This window comes from Actinoplanes xinjiangensis (assembly GCF_003148685.1).
Taxonomy (GTDB): domain Bacteria; phylum Actinomycetota; class Actinomycetes; order Mycobacteriales; family Micromonosporaceae; genus Actinoplanes; species Actinoplanes xinjiangensis.
In genome coordinates this window covers 25,591-45,089 of the sequence record NZ_QGGR01000016.1, presented here as the reverse complement: position 1 = coordinate 45,089, position 19,499 = coordinate 25,591, and the positions used below count along the sequence as shown (strand labels likewise).

Below are 19,499 nucleotides of genomic sequence, written 5' to 3'. Positions count from 1 at the left end.
TGACCTTGTAGGTTATACGCGTTGAGTTGGCTCGTTGACACGCGTGGGGAGAGGTGGACGTGTCCGAGTGGGAACCGGCTACGGACGCCGAGGCTGCGATGCGCGACGCGTTGCGCACCGACGACCAGGAGTCCTACTTCCGCATTCTCGCCGGTGTCGACCTTCTGTTACCGGTTTCCGCTGAGGTCCTGGCCGGCACTGCGCCGATGGGCTGGGGTACCTGGAGCACCGGCGGTCGCACCCACGTGCTGGCGTTCACGTCGAACGCCGCGCTGCAGTCCTGCCTGGCCGACTACACCGGCTCGGCACGGCGCGTGCCGTATTCGGAGTTGGCCAACACCTGGCCCAACCTCGAGTGGTGGCTCGCCGTGAACCCCGGCCTGCCGATCGAGGGTTACCTACCGGCCTGGTTCGTCGCCCAGCTCGCCCGTGGCGACCTGCGGCTGCCCACCCGGGGTCCCGGTCGTGAGGCGCACACCACCTCGAAGATCCAGGAGCTCGGCGCGGCGGCGCTGGCGGCCAGCCGGGTGGGTGGCGAGAGCGCGGTCGGTGGCCCGACCTACGAGCCCGAGCCGGTCGCCGCAGCGGCCGCCCCGTCGGCTGCGGGCGCCCCACCGGCGCCACCGGCCCCGGTCAGTGCTCCGCCGGGGTCTCCGGTCGCTCCCGCGGTGGCCCCGATCCCGCCGGTCGGCAACACGCCGCCGATGGGTCCGGGCGGTCTGCCGGTGCGCACCCCCAGCGGGACCTCACCGAGCGGTCTGCCGGTGCGGAGCCCGTCCTCGCCGGCCACACCCGCCGGATATCAGCCTCCGGTGACGCCCGCCGCCTACGCGTCGCCGATGATTCCCCCGGCCGCACCGGTGGCCCCGCCGGCCCCGGCCGCTCCTCCCGGTCTGCCGGTGCGGGGCGGTGCCGGTTCCGCGATGGCCACTCCGGGCTGGGAGAAACCGGTCATGCCGTTCCGTCCGGACGAGGACCCCCGCGGTCCCCTCCAGGACCTGGGCGCGCCGCTGCCGGTCCGCACCCCGATGGCGAACACGCCGCCGGTGCCCGAGCACGTCACCCCCTACAACCCGACTGAGGCGCTGGTCGACCCGGCCTGGTCCGGGAAGCAGAGCCCGCAGCCGGCCAGTGCGCCGCCCTTCGGTTCCGCGCCGGCGAGCGCACCACCCTCCGGTGGGCACACCGGTACGCCGCCGTTCGGTGCGCCTGCCGGGTCGTCCTCGTTCGGGGCGCCTGCCGGTGCACCTGCCGCTTCGCCGTCGTTCGGTGCGCCGGCGAGTGCGTCGCCGTCCAATGCCCCGCCGCCCAACGCGCCGGCCGGTCCGGTCTCCGCGGGATCCCTGCCCCGCCGGCAGCCCGGCCAGTCCACCGGTGGCGGCCCGATGACGAGCATGGCTGGATTCGTGCCGGCCTCGTCGAATGCCGCCAATGCCGGCAACAGCTCCGGTGGGGGGCCCGCGATCCGCCCGGCCTCCCCGGCGTCCGGCGCTCCCGCGTCGGCACCTCCCGCCTACGGGTCGCCGACCCCGGGTTACAGCGGCCCCGCGTCGCCTGCCTCCGGTGTTCCGGCGTCGCCCGGCCCCGGTTTCGGTGGTCCGGCGTCGTCTGCCCCCGCCTTCGGTGGTCCGGCGCCCGCCTCCGGTTTCGGTGGTCCGGCGTCCACGCCTGGTTTCGGTGGTCCGGCGTCGTCCGCTCCGGCTTCCGGTGGTCCGGGGGCACAGCAGCCGGGCAGCCCGGCCGTGCCTCAGGCGCCCGCCGCACTGCCCGCGGCCGCTTCCGGCACGGGTGGACCCGGTGGCCTTCCGCGACGTCAGGTCACCCCGCCGTCCGAGCGGCCGACCTCGATGGCCGCGGCGGCGCAGGCGCTCGGAGCCCGTACCCCCGCTGCGGAACCGCCCGCATGGGAGCGCCAGACCCCGCCGCCCGCCGCCGACCGTTTCGGGCCGTCCGGTCCGGCGCCGTCGATCGCACCGCGGCCGGAGGCCGAGTCGCCCGCGGCGACGACGATGACGAACCTGCTGCCCCCGGTGATCCCGGGGTCGTCCGGTGCCGACCGGGGGGCCTCCGCCTACCCGTCGTCCGGCCCCGGCTATCCGGCCTCGGCCGCGCCGCAGGCCTATACCCAGCCCACACCCGGTCCCGCCTACGGTCTTCCGCCGCAGGGCAGCCCGGCCTCGGCGTATGCCACGCAGTCGTTCTCCGGTCCGGCCTCCGCGACGCAGGCGCTGCCCGTCGCGTCCGGCGGCTACACCCCGCCCGCGGCCACCAACATGGGTGTCTCCGGGTCGGCGACCGGTTCGCGCGGTCCGTTCGGCACGGATTTCATGCCGGCCAACGAGGTCGAGCGGGAGTTGCAGGACGCCGCGGACACCGGCAACACCGATCTGTTCCTGTCGACGTTGCTGCTGGCGCAGGTGCTGGTGCCGGTCGCCAGCCACTCCCGTCCCGGCAGCGCGCCCGGTGAGTCCGGTTTCGCCTTCCTGCCGGAGGAGGTCGACGGTGAGCGCTATCTGATCGTGTTCACCAGCAAGGACCGGCTCTCCGAGCACTTCGGTGAGCCGACCCGGACGGTCGGGGTCCGCTTCTACGAGTTGATCCGCAACTGGCCGGATCCGGCGTGGTCGTTCGCGGTGAACCCGGGCACCCCGGTCGGCGCCAAATATCCCGGCGCGCAGGTCATCGCCCTGGCCAGCTGGGCCACCGAGGCCGGCCTCGGTGCCGAGCCCGCCGAGGCCCCGGTGACCGAGACGCAGCCCACCCCGGTGCCGGCTCCCCAGCCGGCCAGTGACGAGGCGCAGCAGGCGACCGTCATGCAGAAGACGATCGCCGCCGAGCAGGTCGACTACTACCTCGACCGGGGTTACGACCGGGTGGCCGGTTTCGTGCACCGGGCGTCCGAGGTCGAGCACCTGCGCACTCCCGGCGAGCTGTTCGGTGCCCTCGGGCTCTACTACGATTCGTCGCCGTTCCAGCCGGACGCCAAGGAGGCGTTCGTGCTGCGCTGGCCGGCGTACCGGCCGAGTCTGTACCGGATTCCCTACGGCGGGCAGAACGAGCAGGCTCTGCGGGCCATGGACGGCTGGGTGATCGAGCGCCCGCCGTTCCGGGGCAACGGATTCGCGCCCGGCGAGGGACGTGACGTCATCGCCGAGTTCAAGGTGGACAGTGTCCGCCTGCCGCACGGCGCGCAGCTGTGGCGTATAGACGCGGACGGCAACGAGCGGATGATGGCGATCTTCGACGCGGACGGCCCCCATTGGCGCCGGGTGGGTGAGTAGTGATGCGCGACGGTTATGTGGTCACCTGGCAGGGCCGGGAGTACGACGCGGCCCCCGACGGCGACGATGTCCGGATCTACAGCGCCACCCCGGCCGACGGGTTCGACGAGGCCAAGCCGGGCCGTTACGTCCGCGTCCTGAGACCACACGAGTACGACGAGATGGCTTACGTCCGTACCCTCTGCACCTGGCGCGGTGAGCCGTTCATCGTTCTCGCCGAGGCCGATTCCTGGCTGCGTCTTGAGTACACGGGCGGTCGCGCCCCAGTGGCACGTCAGCTCGGTCTCGAAGAGTTCGACTACGGCGTCTACCAGGGTTGGGCCCCGGCCCACGAGGTTCGCGACCGCTACGAACACCGGATCTGACAACCCCTCTCCGGTACGGCCCACGAGCCGCCCGACAGCATCCACGCGTACCGCGCAGATCCGCCCTGTGGATAACTCTGTGGAAAAGGTGGGGATCCCTGGTGGAAGCGACCCGGTCTCCGGAGATCGTGGCCGGCCCGGGTGGGGGACCGGGCCGGCCTGATCTGGTGGGGGTGGCTCAGCGGACGTGGATGGCGGGCTGGGCGGGGATGGTCATGCCGTCGCCGAGGAAGAAGCTGGGGTGGGGCGGCTGGTTGTAGGCGGTGTTCTGCCAGGCGATCGCCGATCGGTACTGGGAGTCGTGCATCAGGGTCGTGAGGCGGGTGCCGGTCGGGATCGGTGAGCTGTGGATACGCAGGGCCGAGCTGTCGGTCTTGCGCCAGATCACCTCTTCCCGCCAGTCGCCGAGGATGTCGCCGGACAGGGCCGGGGTGGCCTTGCTGCCGTTGTTGGAGCTCACCTCGGCGGCGGTCAGGAGCCGGGTGTCGGAGGCGGTGCCGTACTTACTGATCTTGTTGCTGTCGAGCAGTTCGCGGACCGGGTCGCCGTCCCACCAGACGAGGAAGTTGATGCCGGTGGGTTCGCGTCCGACGACCGTACCCGCGGCGTTGTACAGCCCGGTCTCCGTCGCCGACCAGGACTCGGCGCCGGGGCTGCCGGCGTAGACGTCACCGGCCACGCCGCGGCCGTTGTCACCGTTCGCCGCGGTCCTCCAGAGGATGGTGCCGGTCGCCGCGTCCGCCAGCCAGGAGCTGGGCTTCGACGAGTCCTCGTCGACCTTGAAGACCTCGAGGCCGGGGTTGCTCCGGTCGAAGTCGCCGACGTGCAGGGCGTCGCCGTGGCCGTTGCCGGTGTTCCACAGCCTGGTGCCGTCGTCGTTCAGCGCCATCGAGCCGTAGATGATCTCGTCCTTGCCGTCCGCGTCGACGTCGGCCACGGACAGCTGGTGGTTGCCCTGGCCGGCGTAGGCGCTGTTCCCGGACGTGTTGGTGTCGAACGTCCAGCGTCTGGTGAGCGCGCCGTCCCGGAAGTCCCAGGCGGTGATCACCGAGCGGGTGTAGTAGCCACGGGCCTCGATCAGGGACGGGCGGGTGCCGTCCAGGTAGGCGGTGCCGGCGAGGAAGCGGTCGACCCGGTTGCCGTAACCGTCGCCCCAGCCGCTGACCGTGCCCCGGGCCGGGACGTAGTCGACGGTGGAGAGCGCGGCGCCGGTCTGGCCGCTGAACACGGTCAGGAACTCGGGGCCGGTCAGGACGTAGCCGGAGGAGTTGCGGTAGTCGGCGGTCGAGGAACCGATCACCTTCCCGGTGCCGTCGACCGTACCGTCGGCGGTCTTCATCGCGACCTCGGCCTTGCCGTCGCCGTCGTAGTCGTACACCTGGAATTGGGTGTAATGCGCGCCCGCGCGGATGTTGCGGCCCAGGTCGATGCGCCAGAGACGCGCACCCTGGAGCGTGTAGGCGTCGACGAAGACGTTGCCGGTATAGCCGGACTGCGAGTTGTCCTTCGCGTTCGACGGATCCCATTTCACGACGATCTCGTAGTCGCCGTCACCGTCGACATCACCGACCGACGCGTCGTTCGCCGAGTAGGTGTAGGCGACGCCGTCCGGCGTCGTGCCGCCGGCCGGCACCGACAGCGGAACGTCGAGGAAGCCACCGCCGAAGGTGAGCGAAGCCGGCGAGGCCGCCTGCTCGACCCCGTTGATCAGAACCTTGACGGTGTACGACGCGGAAGCGGCCGCCCCGGCATCGAGGTAGTTCGTCGAACCGGTGATCGGCGAGGAATTGACCCGGGTGCCGCCGCGGTAGAGGTTGAACGACACGGTCGACGGGTCGGTGCCGAGCATCCGCCAGCTGACCAGGTTGCCGCTGCCGGCGCGGACGCTGATCACGCCCCGGTCCAGGTCCTCCATCTGCCGGCCGGTCCCGGTCGTGGCGGCGGTCGCCGGTGTCAGTGCCCACTGCTTGTTGGTGTTGGCGGTGCAGGTCTCCTGGATGATCGCGTTTCCGGCCGCGGTGCCGGCGTCCTTGTCGCTGAGGCACAGTCCCGAGTTGACGTTCCTGATCTGGTACCCGGAGCCGCTGGCGGTGAAGGTGAAGAGCTGGTTCGCCGCCGCGTTGCCGCAGGTGTACTGGATCAGCTGGACGCCGCCGGCCGTGCTCCGGGCGGGGACGTCGACGCATCTGCCGCTGTTGACGTTGACCAGGTGGAACTGTCCGGGCGTTCCCGCGGCGGTGAGCCTGAACTGCTGCCGGGCGGTGCCCGCGGCGCAGCCCGACTGCTGGAGCGCGGCTTTGTCGTCCAGGCTGCCGGCGGTGACGTCCAGGCACATGCCGCTCTTCGCGACCGCGAGGCTGTAGACGCCTCCGGCGGCGGGCACGGCACTGGTGGCGGCGTTCGAGGGAAGGACGAACCAGCCCACGGCGGCGGTGGCGAGCACGCCGGCGGCGCCGAAGACGGCGAGTTCCCGGGTGTGTCTCTTCGACATGGGACCTTTCCGATCTCAAGCCGTGTGCGCCCGCCGCCAGCCGAGCGCAAACGACTACATGGAGTTACGGTCTGGGAGCGGTACCACCGCAACCGACCGTGAGATTAGGGCAGATCGGCGCCCTATTTGATCGATTAATGATCACTTAAGGTGATCATAAGAGGAAGATCAGGCCGGCGTTTTCAGCCAGCGCAGGATCTCGCCGGTGACCACGTCCGGGGTCTCCTGGTGCAGGAAGTGCCCGACCTCGGGCAACAGCCGCCACTCGTACGGTGCGGTCACGTAGCGTCCCGAACCCTGAGCGGTGCGAGGGAGCACGGCCTTGTCCAGCTCACCGTGCAACTGCAACGTCGGCACATTCGACGGGCGCTGCATCAGCTTGACGAACCGGTATCCCTGCAGCCGCAGCGCGCTCCGGGCCACCCAGCGGTAGGCCTCCAGGGCGCAGAACGAGGCCTGCGGAATCTGCATGGCCTCCCGGCAGCGGGCGGCATACGCCGCGAACTCCGGTGTGGCCGCCCAGCGCGGGCTGCTCCACCGGGTCATCAGCTCACCGACCAGGGCCGCGTCGTCGCGGGTCAGCACGTGCTCGAAACGGGGCACCTGGAAGCGCACGACCGTTGCCGAGGCGGCGAACTGCCCCCGCGGATCGGCGAAGAGTGCGGCCCGCAACCGCAACGGATGCGCGGCCCCGAGCACCACGAGCCGGTTGACCAGTTTGGGATGGAAGGAGGCGGCGGCCCAGCCGATCATGCCGCCCGCACCGGCTCCGACCACCGTCGCGGACCGCTCGCCCAGAGCGCGGATCAGGCCGGTGACGTCGGCGGCCATCGTGTAACCGTCGTACCCCCGAGGGGGTTTGTCGCTCGCACCGTAACCGCGCAGGTCGATCGCGGCGGCCCGGAAGCCCGCGTCGGCGACCCGGACCATGATGTCGTTCCAGGCCCACCAGAACTCGGGGAAGCCGTGCAGGAAGAGCACGAGCGGGCCGGTGCCGACCTCGGCGACGTGGAACCGGGAGCCGTTGGCGCCGACGAAACGATGTCTCCACGGCCCCTCGGTCAGCACGCACGACTCGTCCACCCGACCGCCCATGTCGTCAGCCTAGGCGGCGCTGTCACGCATGACGTCGAGCCGTGCTGAAATGGAGCCGCACCGTGATCATTTGATGGTCTCGGCGTCGGTCATGGCCATCAGCGTGCCGGGCCCGCAGTAGATGCGCAGCATCGTGGTCTCGAGCTTCACCTTCACCCGGCTGCCCTGGGCCAGTTCGGTGCCGGCGGTGGAGTAGAGGGCATACCGCTGACCGTCGTCGGCGATCAATCCGTAGCACGGGCCCTTGCCTCCACGCGTGACCATCCCGGCCACCCAGCCGGTGTTCGGCTGCTTGTCGGTGGGCTCCTTGGGTGGCTTGTCGGTCAGCGTGATCGTGGGCAGCGGCTTGCCGGTGGGCGGTGTTGCCGACGGTGCCCCGATGCCCGGCGTGGTGCCCTCCGGGGAGGCCGGTGGCGGCGTGGGGGAGGAGGCGACCGACGGGGCCGGCGCACTGGCGGAGGGGGACGATGCGGGTGAGGCCCCCTCGTTCGCACAGCCGGCGATGATCGCTCCGGCCGCGACGGCCAGGCCGATCCGGATCGTTGCTTGAGTGCGCATGCAGCTCATCCTTCCCGCGTAAGGCGTAGAAGATAGGACGAATCGCGGGGTGACCCGGTTCCGTGAAACGCGGACGGCGCCCGGGTTGCCCCGGGCGCCGCCTGTCGTGCGTGGATCAGTAGACCGCCACCGTCATCGAGGTGCCGAGCTGGCTCAGCACGCCGATCTTGACACCGACCGCGGGGAGCTTGACGCCGTGGTTCGGCAGCTCCTCGTAGAAGTACTTGCCCTTGTCGTTGAAGACCGGGTTGCCCAGCTGCGGCTTGATGACCGACTTGGCGCCGTTGAGGTGCAGCGTCATGCCGTCGGTCGGCCAGAAGCCGAACGGGGCGTCGTACACCTGGACCCGGGACCGCCACGGAACACCGGTCGGGTTCAGGACCGGCTTCGGGTGGGCGTCGATGTACAGGTTGCGGCCCTCACCCGGGTGCTCGTTGGTGTTGTTGTCCACCTGCGAGGTGTCCCAGTACGAGATCAGCAGACCGGTCTGGTAGTTGTAGTGCTCCACCCAGTCCGGCTTGGTGTTCGCCCAACCGAAGTTGTACGGGCCGGTCGCCAGGTACTTGTCGTACGAGGTGTAGCTGCGGTACCCGGCGATGTAGTAGTGCGGGAAGAGCTTGGTGACGGTGGCGCCCACGATCGTGAACCCGCCCAGGGTCCAGGTCGAGGTGCCCTCGGCGCCCTCGGTCGAGACGACCGCGCCGTCGGCGGTGACGGTCAGGTCGTCACCGAAGAAGCCACCCTCCGACACACCACCGTCGGTCACGTAGTGCAGGCGGAAGTCGACCTTCTTGCCCGCGTACGCGTTGAGCGGCACGTTGATGTCGACCCAGGCGCCCGCGGAGGTGCCGCTGATCGCCGGGTTACCCGCGCCGTCCTTGACGAACGGAGCGCCGGCGGCGGTGCCGTCGAGCTTCGTCCAGTTGGCGCCGCCGTCGGTGGAGACCTCGGCGTACAGGTAGTCGTAGTCGGCCTCGATCGCGTACCGGCCCTTGAGCGAGACGCTCGCGGTGGTCTTACCGGTCAGGTCGACCGACTTCGAGAGCGCGACGTTCAGGTCGTCGGCGTTGCCGGAGAAGAACTGCTTGCTGCCGGCGAACGGCGCACCCAGGTCCTGGGTGACCTGCTTGTCCGGCAGGTTCACCACCAGAGCCTGCTTCTTCTTGGTGTTGTACTCCTCGGGACCGAGGTTGACGACCTTCTTGGTACCGGCCTTGACGGACTCGTAGTTCAGCCACCCGAGCTGCAGCTTGTTCCACGCGCCGAGGTCACCCGGACGCGTACCGATGCCCTCGTCGTTCTTGGCGCTGAGACGGCTCTGCGCCATCAGGGTCCAGTACTCGCTGTTGTTGTCGCCCAGACCACTGGTGTCGTAGTCGTCCGGCAGACCGAGGTCGTGGGCGTACTCGTGAACGAAGACGCTCAGGCCGCCGTTCTCGGGCTGGACGGTGTAGTCACCGACCCACAGGTTGCTGCTGCCGACCTTGGCGCCACCGAGCTTGTTGAACGCCGGGCCGCTCACACCGGCGCTGCTGGAGTACGCGTACCAGCGGTGGCTCCAGATCGCGTCCTCACCCTGGGACGGGTCACCGTCGGCCTGGTCGCCGCCGGAGTGGACGATCTGGAAGTGGTCCAGGTAACCGTCGGGCTCGTTGAAGTTACCGTTGCCGTTGTAGTCGTAACGGTCGTACTTGTCGTACTCGGCGAGCGCCGCGTTGATCTCGGCCTCGGTCTTGCCGGAGGCCTTCTGGTCCGCGTACCACTGGTTCACGCCGTCCTTGACCAGCTCCCACACGTTGGTGCAGTTGCTGCTCGCGCAGACGGCGGGGTCGTCGCCGTTGGCGTCGGTCGGGTTGTCGCTGGACCGGCCGTACCGGGCCTCGTTGTAGGGCACCTTCACCCAGTCGGAGACCTGGCCGTCGACGCTGTAACGACCCGAGGACTGCTCCTCGAAGTACGTCTTGACCGACTCGACGTTCTTGCCGGTGCCGAAGTACACCTTCTGGAAGTACTCGGGCGAGTAGTCAGCCTGCCAGATGGTGGAGTTGTCCACCTTGCGGTCCGGAGCCGGAATCGCGTTGTGCAGCGGGCCCTCGAAGGTCGAGGGGCCGGCGAACTGCGTCGTCGTGTCCTTGTCGGGGAACGACGGGTGCCGCTGGTTCCCGAACTCGGTCAGGATGACGAAGATCTTGTCCGTCTTCTCACGCTGGAGTTCGACGTACTGGTTCTTGCCCGGGTGCCCGAAGCCGCCGTTGCCATAGGTCTTGCCCAGGTTGACGACCCGGCTCCCATTCACCGTCTCGACCTTGGCCTTGCCGCTGACCACCTCGGAGACAGCCTGCTCGCGCAGAGCGCGGCGCTTCTCTTCGAGGGGGTTGGGCATGTCATGGTCGTCGAGGTGAGCCGATTCGCTAGCGGGCGCAGCCGGGGCTGAGTCCGAGGGTGGCGCCGCCACGGCCATCATCGGTGCCATGGCACCGACGCTGGACACGACCACGGCGCCGAGCAGTCCTGCGACCACCTTGCGCACTACGTTTACCTCCGCTTTCGCCAGCCGGATCACTGGGTACGGGCGTCCGGCGTGAAACGGTCCCGTCGTTCGGGACTCAGGTGAACGTATGCAAACCAAACGATGTTCGGGGAGTGCCAAGCATATTGATGACCAATGGTTACCCAATATGGTCCGGTCATAGCACGGGGACCGGCAAATACGACAAAAGGCTGGTGACACAGTTCTGTCACCAGCCTTTATTAATTGTCGTCAGTCTTCAGGTTTGGCCGTCTTCAGGCCCGAGGAGATCAGATCCATCACGGTGGAGTCCTGCAGAGTCGTGACGTCGCCGAGCGACCGGTTCTCCGCCACGTCACGCAGCAGCCGCCGCATGATCTTGCCGGACCGGGTCTTCGGCAGCTCGGTGACGAGCATGATCTGACGCGGCTTGGCGATCGGCCCGAGCGTCTTGGCCACGTGGTTACGCAGCTCCTTGATGAGCGCTTCGCCCGCATCGCCCGCGGTGTCCACATTGCCCCGCGGAATGGTGAACGCGACGATCGCCTGCCCGGTCGTCGGGTCGGTCGCGCCGACCACCGCCGCCTCGGCCACCGACGGGTGCGAGACCAGCGCCGACTCCACCTCGGTGGTCGAGATGTTGTGACCGGACACCAGCATCACGTCGTCGACCCGGCCGAGCAGCCAGAGCGAGCCGTCGTCGTCCTTCTTCGCGCCGTCACCGGCGAAGTAGATCCATTCGTCCGACGTGCCGGAATCCGAGCCGGCGCCGAAACGGGACCAGTACGTGTCCAGGAAACGCTTGTCGTCGCCCCAGATCGTGCGCAGCATCGACGGCCACGGGTCACGCAGCACCAGGAAGCCGCCACCGCCGTCCGGCACCGACCGGGCCTGGTCGTCGATCACGTCCGCGGTGATACCGGGCAGAGCGGTCATCGCCGAACCCGGCTTCGCGGCGGTCACACCGGGCAGCGGCGAGATCATGATCGCGCCGGTCTCAGTCTGCCACCAGGTGTCCACGATCGGGGTGCGCTCCCGGCCGACGTGCTCCCGGTACCAGATCCAGGCCTCCGGGTTGATCGGCTCACCAACGCTGCCCAGGACCCGCAGCGACGACAGGTCGTACTTGGCGGGGATGTCGTCGCCCCACTTCATCATGGTGCGGATCAGCGTCGGCGCGGTGTAGAGGATCGACACCTTGTACTTGTCGACGATCTGCCAGAACCGGCCGCGGTCCGGGGTGTCCGGGGTGCCCTCGTACATCACCTGGGTCGCGCCGTTGGAGAGCGGGCCGTACACGATGTACGAGTGCCCGGTCACCCAGCCGATGTCGGCGGTGCACCAGTAGACGTCCGTCTCCGGCTTCAGGTCGAAGACCGCGTGATGCGTGTACGACGTCTGCGTCAGGTAGCCACCGGTGGTGTGCAGGATGCCCTTCGGCTTACCGGTCGTACCCGAGGTGTAGAGGATGAAGAGCGGGTGCTCGGAGTCGAACGGCTGCGCGGTGTGTTCCGGGCTGGCCTGCTCGACCGTCTCGTGCCACCACTTGTCCTTGTCGGTCCAGGCGACGTCCTGGCCGGTCCGGCGGACCACCAGCACGTGCTCGATCCGGTTGGTACGCGCGACCGCCTCGTCCACGGTCGGCTTCAGCGCCGACGGCTTGCCCCGGCGGTAGCCACCGTCGGCGGTGATCACCACCTTGGCGTCGGCGTCGTCGATCCGGGTGGCCAGCGCGTCCACCGAGAAACCGCCGAACACGACGCTGTGGGTCGCCCCGATCCGGGCGCAGGCCAGCATCGCGACCGCGGCCTCCGGGATCATCGGCAGGTAGATCATCACCCGGTCGCCCGCGGTCACGCCGAGGTCGGTGAGGGTGTTGGCCGCCTGGCTGACGAGTTTCAGCAGCTCGGCGTAGGTGACGGTGCGGGTGTCGCCGGGTTCGCCCTCCCAGTGGATGGCGACGCGGTCGCCCAGTCCGGCCTCGACGTGCCGGTCCACACAGTTGTAGGCGAGGTTCAGCTCACCGCCGACGAACCACTTCGCAAACGGGGGGTTCGACCAGTCCAGGATCTGGTCCCACGGCTTGCTCCAGGCCAGACGGCCGGCCTGCTTCGCCCAGAAGGCGAGGCGGTCGGACGCGGCCTCCTCGTAGGCGTCGGCCTTCACGTTGGCGTTCGCCGCAAGGTCGGCGGGCGGCGGGAACTGCCGCGTCTCCGAGGACAAATTCTCCAGTGTCTCGCTCATGAGGGCGGCTCCTCTGCCGTGACCGGGGTCTCTATCACTGCACACTAGTTGCGCCGGTGTGCCCGGCGAAGGTTTGCACGCCAGCCCGCGCTCGGTGGTGTCGTACGCGCGCCGACTGGCGAATCGATGCTCACTACTGCGCGAATCTTGCCAGTTCCGCGCTCGTTTGTGCACCCCGTGTTTCCGCACTTTTACCGGTTACCGTGTTCACGTGGATCCACTTGCCCCGTTGCTCGACCTCGCCGAGGTCGCGCCCGCCTTCGCGAGCGCCCGTGAAGCCGTCGACGCCGCCCACCGACACCGCGCTCTGCGCCGGCACGGCGGCCAGGTCGCCGCGGAGGCCAGCCTCCGGGCCGCGGTCGCCAGCGCGGCTCTCGAAGGCAACACCTACGACCTCGACGAGGTACGCGGCGGAACCGTCACCGACCCGGTCGTGCAGGGCGCCCTCCGGGTCGCCGAGTCACTGCCCGGCCTGGTCGACCTCTGGCCCCGCGCACCCCGCCAGGTGCTCGCCAAACTCCACGTGCTCGCCGCCCGCGGCGTCGTCCACGACCACGACCTCGGGCGCCTGATCAGCGGCGCCGAGCGGATCGACGCGCTCGCCGGCCTCGTCGCCGGTAACGAGACCACCCCGCCGATGCTGCTCGCCGCCGTCGTCCACGCCGAGCTGATCACGCTGCGCCCGTTCGCCGGCCCGGCCGGAGTGGTGGCCCGCGCCGCCGCCCGCCTGACCCTCACCGCCCGCGGCTTCGACCCCCGCGGCCTGGTGATGGTCGAGGTCGGCCACCAGAACCGCGAACCGGAGTACCTCGGATCGGCCGGCGCCTACGCCACTGGCACCCCGGACGGCGTGCGCTCGTGGCTGCGGCACTATGCCGCGGCCGTCACCGTCGGTGCCGAGGAAATCGGCGTCATCGGAGACAGTGTGCTGGCATCCGTCTGAACGGCGGCATACTTTTCTGCGTGGGTTCGCACTGGGTCCGTCCCTATCCGCCAGGTGTCGGCCGCTGGCTCGTGATCATCTGGGAAGCGATTGCGCTCGCTCTGCTCACCTGGGCGTCGATCCGCCAGTTCGATCTGATGGGACACGGCATACGCGCGGTCGCCGTCGTGCTCGCCGCGCTCTGGGTGATCGGCGCCTGGCGGATCATCCAGCACGGGGTGTATGTCAGCAGCGACGGCGTGCTGATCCGCGGTCTGCTGCGGTCCCGCAGCATGCGCTGGCGCGACATCGCCGGCGTGCACCTGCACCAGGCCACCCACCGGGTCGGCCGCTGGGAGCTGCAGCGGGACACGACCGTGCTGATCGAGCGGCACGACGGCGCCACGGTGAACACCGAACTGTGGGCCCAGGGCGTCGACTTCCACGCCCGGCCCAACCTGTTCCGGGCGGTCTACCAGGAGATCCGGAACCGTCATCGGGCCGCGGCGGGCTGAGCGGCAGACGGCCCGGCAAGCTGAGCGTCAGACAGCCCGGGAGCTGAGCTGAGCGGGAGGTTGCCCGGGAGCTGAGCGGCAGACGGCCCGAAAGCCGTGCGGCGGACGGCCCTGGAAACCGAAGAGCCGGCGTCCCTCGCGGGGGCGCCGGCTGTGCGCGTCCGGACCGGGTTATCAAGCGTGCACCTGAGTCGTTGTCGACGGTCCATCACCCCGCGGGGTGGAGGTCCCGTCGCAACGTGCCTGCCGTGGCTGATCGCGCGTGGGTTCCCGGTGGCCGTGCACGGTGCCCGATGTTTCCGGGCCCGCGAGTCATTTCTACGCCGACCATCGCTTGATCGCCAGATTTCCAGCGGAAAAGCGGCCGAAAGGGAAATACTCAGACCAATGAACGACCCGTGTACGGCGGGCTCGCACCGCGTGTCCACGACCCGGGTCGGCCGGCTCTGACCGCGTGTCCATGGCCGGGTCGGCCGGCTGTCACCGCGTTGGGGGCGGCTGGTTCTCACCGCTGTCTCGGAGCGCTTGAGACGGCGGTGGGAACCAGCCGGGACCGGCGGATCAGCCCGGCGGTCGCGTTGCGGTCCGGTGTTGCGGCCGCCTCGCGCGGACAGCCACGGTCGTCCTACTGGCTCGTACCAGAAAGGTTTGCTCAGGCGACCGCGGCGGCGCGGGACCGCCGGTGGCGACCGTAGAGGGCGACGCCGATGGCCACGCCGACGCCGACGCCGAGTGCCGCGGCGACCGGCACCGCCGGGCGGTCGCGCAGGCGCCTCCCGAGCGGTACCGGATGACGGAACTCCAGGATCGGCCAGGAGCGGAGCGCGGCGACCCGGCGCAGGGCGCGATCGGGATTCACCGCGCTCGGGTGGCCGACCGCCTCCAGCAGCGGAAGATCACTGCTGGAATCCGAATAGGCGTAACACTCGGAGAGGTCGTAACCACGCTCCTCGGCCAGCCGCTGGACGCCGGTGACCTTGGCCGGCCCGGCCGAGTAGAACTCCACCGCCCCGCTGTAACGCCCGTCGACGATCGCCATCCGCGTCGCGATCACATCGGTGATGCCGAGCAGCGCGCCGATCGGGCGGACCATCTCGTCACCGGAAGCTGAGACGAGCACCACATCGCGGCCCGCCGCCTGATGCTCGGCGATCAGCGCGGCCGCCTCGGCGTAAACGTAGGGATTGATCAGAGTCCCGAGAGTCTCGGCGACGATCTGCTGCACCTGCTCCACCCGCCAGCCCTTGCACAGGGCGGCCATGTAGTCACGGGTGCGGGCCATCGACTGCTCGTCGGTGCCGCCACCCAGGCGGAACATCAGCTGGGCATAAGCGGTCTTCACCACGTCGCGCCGGCTGATCAGGCCATCCCGATAGAACGGCCGTCCGAAAGCCAGTGCACTGGACTTGGCGATGACGGTCTTGTCGAGGTCGAAAAAGGCGGCGCTGAGCCCCACGGGCCGAAAGTGTAGCCGCACCACGCCGCCGCCCGTTGTCCCGCACGACTGACGCGCCTGCGGTGACAGCCTGTGAAATCGGTCAGAGCGGTAGGAGCCGGGCCAGTTGGCAACATTCGGTACTCGACGTGGACCGTGATCCTGAGGCAAACTTATGTTTGCTACGAGGTGTGTGTTGTTCCCGCTTCACCCAGTTACCGAAGACAACCAGTTACCGAATACCTCGGAATCCAGGCCTCGGTGATCGCGCCCCCCGCGGTCACCGGGTGATTCGGCTCGACCCCCCCGGAGCCGAATCCCAGGACGGCCCCCGTCTCCCCCGACGGGGGTCGTTCCCTTTCAGGCCCCGGTCGCCTGTGACTGCTCGTCGGCCACCTCGATCAGCCCGAAGAAGTCGGAGAGGCCGGTCACCGTCAGCACCCGGCGGAACGTGTCGCTCGGATTGAGCACCCGGAAATCGGCACCCGCCGCGACCGCCGCACGGTAACCCTCGATCAGCGCGCCCAGCCCGGTCGAGTCGATGAACGTGGCATCCCGCAGATCCACCTCGATCGACGGCGGCGACCAGTCGGTCACCGCGTCCCGCAGCCCGCGCGCGACACCGTCCGAGTTCGAGAAATCGATCTCTCCCGACACGGTGACGGTCACCGTGCCGTCATCGGCGAGCGTCGTACGGATCGAGTTCCCCATGCCCACTCCATCGCTGTTACGAGCACACCAACATACCCAATCCCGTCGGGAGCATGCCCGCGCTTAGCAGATCATCCCGGCGGACGGCGGTTGTCCACGGCCCCCCTTCGTCCACAGTCGGACGGCACCGGCGTTTGTCGGGGTCGTACCGGCCCGGCGACGGTAGGCGCCCCAACCCGCCGTCCCCGCTGGAGGTCAGCGATGCCCGCCCCGCGCCGCCCCCTGATCGTGACCGCCGACCCGGACCTGCTCGACGAGTTGCTGCGCCTCGCCGCGGCGTGCGGCGTCGAGGCCGAGGTGTCACCCGACCCGGCTGGCGCCCGCGCCCGCTGGTCCGCGGCTCCACTAGTACTGATCGGCGCGGATCAGGCCGTGCCCTGCCTGCGTGCCCGCCTGCCCCGGCGGAAACGGCTGATCCTGATCGGCTTCGACGGTGTCACCGACCCGGCCTTCAACGTCGCCGACCTGATCGGCGCCGAGAACGTGGCGGTCCTGCCCGACGCCGAACCGTGGATCGTCGACCAGCTCACCGCCGGCGATCGCCCCGAACCCGCGGCCGACGGCCGCACCCTCGCGGTGATCGGCGGCCGCGGTGGTGCCGGGGCCAGCATCCTCGCCGCCGGGCTCGCCACCACCGCGGTGCGATCCGGCTACCGCACCCTGCTGATCGACGCCGATCCGCTCGGCGGCGGCCTCGACCTGGTCCTCGGCTGGGAGCAGGTCGGTGGCCTGCGCTGGCCGGCCCTCGCCGGCTCCGACGGGCGCGTCGACCCGCCCACCCTGCTCGGTGCCCTCCCGCACCGCGGAGATCTGGTGCTGCTCTCGTTCGACCGGGACGAGCTGCCCGGCGTGCCCATCGAGGCCATGGCGGTCGCCCTCGACGCCGCCCGCCGTGGACGTGACGCGATCGTCGCCGACCTGCCCCGGCAACTCGACGACGCGGCGATCCTCGCGCTCCAGGCCGCCGACCGGACCCTGCTCGTCGTCCCGGCGGAACTGCGGGCCACCGCATCGGCCGCCCGGACCGCGGCGACCGTCGCGGCCCACTGCGACGACATCGCCGTCGTCGTGCGCGGCCCGGCGCCCGGCCGGCTCAAGGCCCGCGAGATCGCCCGGGCCCTCGGCCTGCCGCTGGCCGGCACCCTCCGGCCGGAGACGTCGGTCTGCCAGGGCATCGAGCGCGGAACCGCGCCGACCGCCGACGGCAAGGGAGCTCTCGCCGTTCTCTGCCGGCAACTCGTCGACGACCTCATGCGTACGAGCCCGAAAGCGGCCGTGGCATGACGGTCGCCGATCGGGTGCGCAGGCGGTTCGCCTACGACGGGAAGGAGGCGACCCCGGCCGCCGTGGTGAACGCCGTCCGCCAGGAGAACGGGGTGCTCGGCGACATGGCGGTGCTGCGGATCGCCGGCCGGGTCCGGGACGACCTGATCGGCGCCGGGCCACTCGCCCCGCTGCTGGCAGATCCGGAGGTCACCGACGTACTCGTCAATGATCTTCAGGTCTGGGCCGACCGGGGCTCGGGGCTGGAACGCTCGTCGATCCGGTTCACCGACTCGGCCGAGGTGCGACGGCTCGCCCAGCGGCTCGTCGCGGCGTGCGGGCGGCGGCTCGACGACGGGCAGCCCTACGCCGACGCGCGGCTGCCCGACGGGACGCGCCTGCACGCCGTGCTGCCGCCGGTCGCGACCAACGGGCCGCACCTGTCCCTGCGGACCTTCCGGCAGCGGCCGTTCACCCTCGACGACCTGGTCCGGCACGGGACGGTCCCGGCAGACGCGGCCGCGGTGCTGGTGGCGGTCGTGGCGGCGCGGCTCGCCTACCTGGTCACCGGCGGGACGGGCAGCGGCAAGACGACGCTGCTCGCCACCCTGCTCGGGCTCGTGCCGGCGACCGAGCGGATCGTGCTCGTCGAGGACGCGGCCGAACTCCGGCCGGTGCACCCGCATGTGGTGGCGCTTCAGGCGCGCACCTCCAACGTGGAGGGTGCCGGCGCGATCGGCCTCAGCGACCTGGTCCGCCAGGCGCTGCGGATGCGGCCCGACCGTCTCGTGATCGGCGAATGCCGTGGCGCGGAGATCGTCGACCTGCTCGGCGCCCTCAACACCGGGCACGAGGGAGGGGCCGGCACGCTGCACGCCAACGCACCCGCCGACGTACCGGCCCGGCTCGAGGCGCTCGGCCTGCTCGGCGGACTGCCGCGAGCGGCGCTGCACGCCCAGGTCGTCGCCGCGCTCCAGGTGGTTCTCCAGGTCCGGCGTACGGCAGAGGGCCGTTTCCTGGAATCGATCAGCGTCCTCATCCCCACCGACACGGACCGGCTGGCCACCGTGGTCCCGGCGTGGCGGCGCGACGGCGGCCCCGGACCGGGCGCCCCGATGCTGGCCCGGCTGCTGGCCGACCGCGGCGAGACCGTGCCGGCCGCCCTCCTGCCCCCGGTACGGTCGTCGTGACCTGGTTGCTGGCGGGGCTCCTCATCGCCGGGGCGGTCCTCGTCGCCCGCCCAGCGGAACACGCCCGTGACCGGCTGCCCGGCCGACGGTCCCGGATCGACGTCGGCGCGTTCCGGCGTACCGTCCGCACGGTCCTCGACGGCCCGGCGTGGCAGTCCGTGCTCACCGCGTCCGCGCTGGCCGGCGCACCGGCCGGGCTGTACGGCGGCCCGGTCGCCGGAGTCGTCGCGGCCGTCTACGCAGCCCTGGCCGCGCACGAGTGGCGCCGGCGCTCGGGACGCGTACGGGCCGCCGGGCAGCGGGCCGCCCACCTCGACGATCTCGCGTCCCTCGTCGCGGACCTGCGAGCGGGCATCCCGCCGGCGGCCGTGGCCACGTCACCCACCGCATCCGGACGGATCGGGCGACTCACCGAAGCCGTGTGGCGACTCGCCGAACGTACCGGTGCACCCGCCGCCGATCTGCTCGAACGCATCGAGTCGGACGCCCGGGCCGCCGAGCGTTCGGCCAAGGCGGCCCACGCCCACGCGGCCGGCACCCAGACCACGGCGATCCTGCTCGCCGCCCTGCCGCTGGCCGGGATCGCCCTCGGCCACGCGATCGGCGCGGACCCGACCGGGGTGCTGCTGCACACGCCGCTGGGGGCGGCCTGCGCGACCGCGGCCCTGCTTCTGCAATGTGCGGGGCTGAAGTGGGCACAGCGCCTCACCGAGGGAGCTACCCGATGACCACGAATTGCGGGGTGGCGGCGTTGCTGCGGGCCGGCGGGCCGGTCCGGGTGCCGCTGCGCGAATGCTGCGTGGCCGCTCTCGTCGGGGCGGACGGGGCCGTCATGCGGTGCGCGGCGGCGCCCGCCTCGACCACTGCCTCGGCCCTTACCCGCGGCCCCGGTCCGGCTTCGGCTCCCACTGTTGCTCCCG

14 protein-coding genes are annotated in these 19,499 nt (G+C 70.5%); 7 read left to right on the top strand and 7 right to left on the bottom strand.

Annotated features, from left to right (window positions below; genetic code table 11):
- Window positions 1-59: 59 nt before the first annotated feature.
- Together BC793_RS50725 and BC793_RS30775 are read left to right on the top strand one after the other, a co-directional pair.
- Window positions 60-3,281, top strand: a complete 3,222-nt coding sequence (locus BC793_RS50725; RefSeq protein WP_239170386.1) for an SseB family protein — start codon at window positions 60-62, stop codon at window positions 3,279-3,281.
- On the top strand, window positions 3,281-3,646 hold the full coding sequence (locus BC793_RS30775) for a hypothetical protein (RefSeq protein ID WP_109598894.1): 366 nt from the start codon (window positions 3,281-3,283) through the stop codon (window positions 3,644-3,646). Before BC793_RS50725 ends, BC793_RS30775 begins: the two co-directional genes overlap by 1 nt.
- 178 nt (window positions 3,647-3,824) lie before the next feature.
- Here the strand turns inward: BC793_RS30775 and BC793_RS30770 are convergent, their stop codons facing one another.
- From BC793_RS30770 to acs, 5 genes are all read right to left on the bottom strand, one after another.
- Window positions 3,825-6,137, bottom strand: a complete 2,313-nt coding sequence (locus BC793_RS30770; RefSeq protein WP_109598892.1) for a rhamnogalacturonan lyase family protein — start codon at window positions 6,135-6,137, stop codon at window positions 3,825-3,827.
- Between the two features lie 168 nt (window positions 6,138-6,305).
- Window positions 6,306-7,232: an alpha/beta fold hydrolase gene (locus BC793_RS30765; RefSeq protein WP_109598890.1), complete on the bottom strand. Its 927-nt coding sequence runs from the start codon at window positions 7,230-7,232 to the stop codon at window positions 6,306-6,308.
- A gap of 66 nt (window positions 7,233-7,298) precedes the next feature.
- Window positions 7,299-7,790, bottom strand: a complete 492-nt coding sequence (locus BC793_RS30760) for a hypothetical protein (RefSeq protein ID WP_109599097.1) — start codon at window positions 7,788-7,790, stop codon at window positions 7,299-7,301.
- Window positions 7,791-7,905: 115 nt separating this feature from the next.
- A complete protein-coding gene (locus tag BC793_RS30755; protein WP_109599095.1) occupies window positions 7,906-10,263 on the bottom strand; it encodes an immune inhibitor A domain-containing protein in 2,358 nt (785 codons plus the stop codon).
- 288 nt (window positions 10,264-10,551) lie between these two features.
- The gene (gene acs, locus BC793_RS30750) at window positions 10,552-12,543 is read right to left on the bottom strand and encodes an acetate--CoA ligase (protein ID WP_109598888.1); all 1,992 of its coding nucleotides are present in this window, start codon (window positions 12,541-12,543) and stop codon (window positions 10,552-10,554) included.
- 211 nt (window positions 12,544-12,754) lie between these two features.
- Here acs and BC793_RS30745 point away from each other — a divergent pair, with 211 nt between their 5' ends.
- Window positions 12,755-13,486, top strand: a complete 732-nt coding sequence (locus BC793_RS30745) for a Fic family protein (RefSeq protein WP_239170387.1) — start codon at window positions 12,755-12,757, stop codon at window positions 13,484-13,486.
- Window positions 13,487-13,506: 20 nt separating this feature from the next.
- On the top strand, window positions 13,507-13,980 hold the full coding sequence (locus BC793_RS30740; RefSeq protein WP_109598884.1) for a PH domain-containing protein: 474 nt from the start codon (window positions 13,507-13,509) through the stop codon (window positions 13,978-13,980).
- A gap of 652 nt (window positions 13,981-14,632) precedes the next feature.
- Here the strand turns inward: BC793_RS30740 and BC793_RS30735 are convergent.
- Window positions 14,633-15,436, bottom strand: a complete 804-nt coding sequence (locus BC793_RS30735) for an HAD family hydrolase (protein WP_109598882.1) — start codon at window positions 15,434-15,436, stop codon at window positions 14,633-14,635.
- Window positions 15,437-15,775: 339 nt separating this feature from the next.
- Window positions 15,776-16,126, bottom strand: coding sequence for an STAS domain-containing protein (locus BC793_RS30730; protein WP_109598880.1), 351 nt, complete (start codon window positions 16,124-16,126; stop codon window positions 15,776-15,778).
- Between the two features lie 228 nt (window positions 16,127-16,354).
- Between BC793_RS30730 and ssd the strand changes: the two genes are divergently transcribed.
- Genes ssd through BC793_RS30715 form a run of 3 tightly spaced genes read left to right on the top strand, consistent with a single transcriptional unit; the run spans window position 16,355 to window position 19,307 of the window.
- Window positions 16,355-17,410, top strand: coding sequence for a septum site-determining protein Ssd (ssd, locus tag BC793_RS30725; RefSeq protein WP_203896414.1), 1,056 nt, complete (start codon window positions 16,355-16,357; stop codon window positions 17,408-17,410).
- Entirely contained in the window at window positions 17,407-18,579 is a 1,173-nt protein-coding gene (locus BC793_RS30720) for a TadA family conjugal transfer-associated ATPase (protein WP_109598876.1), read from the top strand. The genes ssd and BC793_RS30720 overlap by 4 nt, the downstream gene beginning before the upstream one ends.
- Window positions 18,576-19,307 carry a hypothetical protein gene (locus tag BC793_RS30715; RefSeq protein WP_239170388.1) on the top strand — a complete coding sequence of 244 codons (732 nt, stop codon included), beginning with the start codon at window positions 18,576-18,578 and terminating at the stop codon, window positions 19,305-19,307. Before BC793_RS30720 ends, BC793_RS30715 begins: the two co-directional genes overlap by 4 nt.
- The last annotated feature ends 192 nt before the right edge of the window (window positions 19,308-19,499 follow it).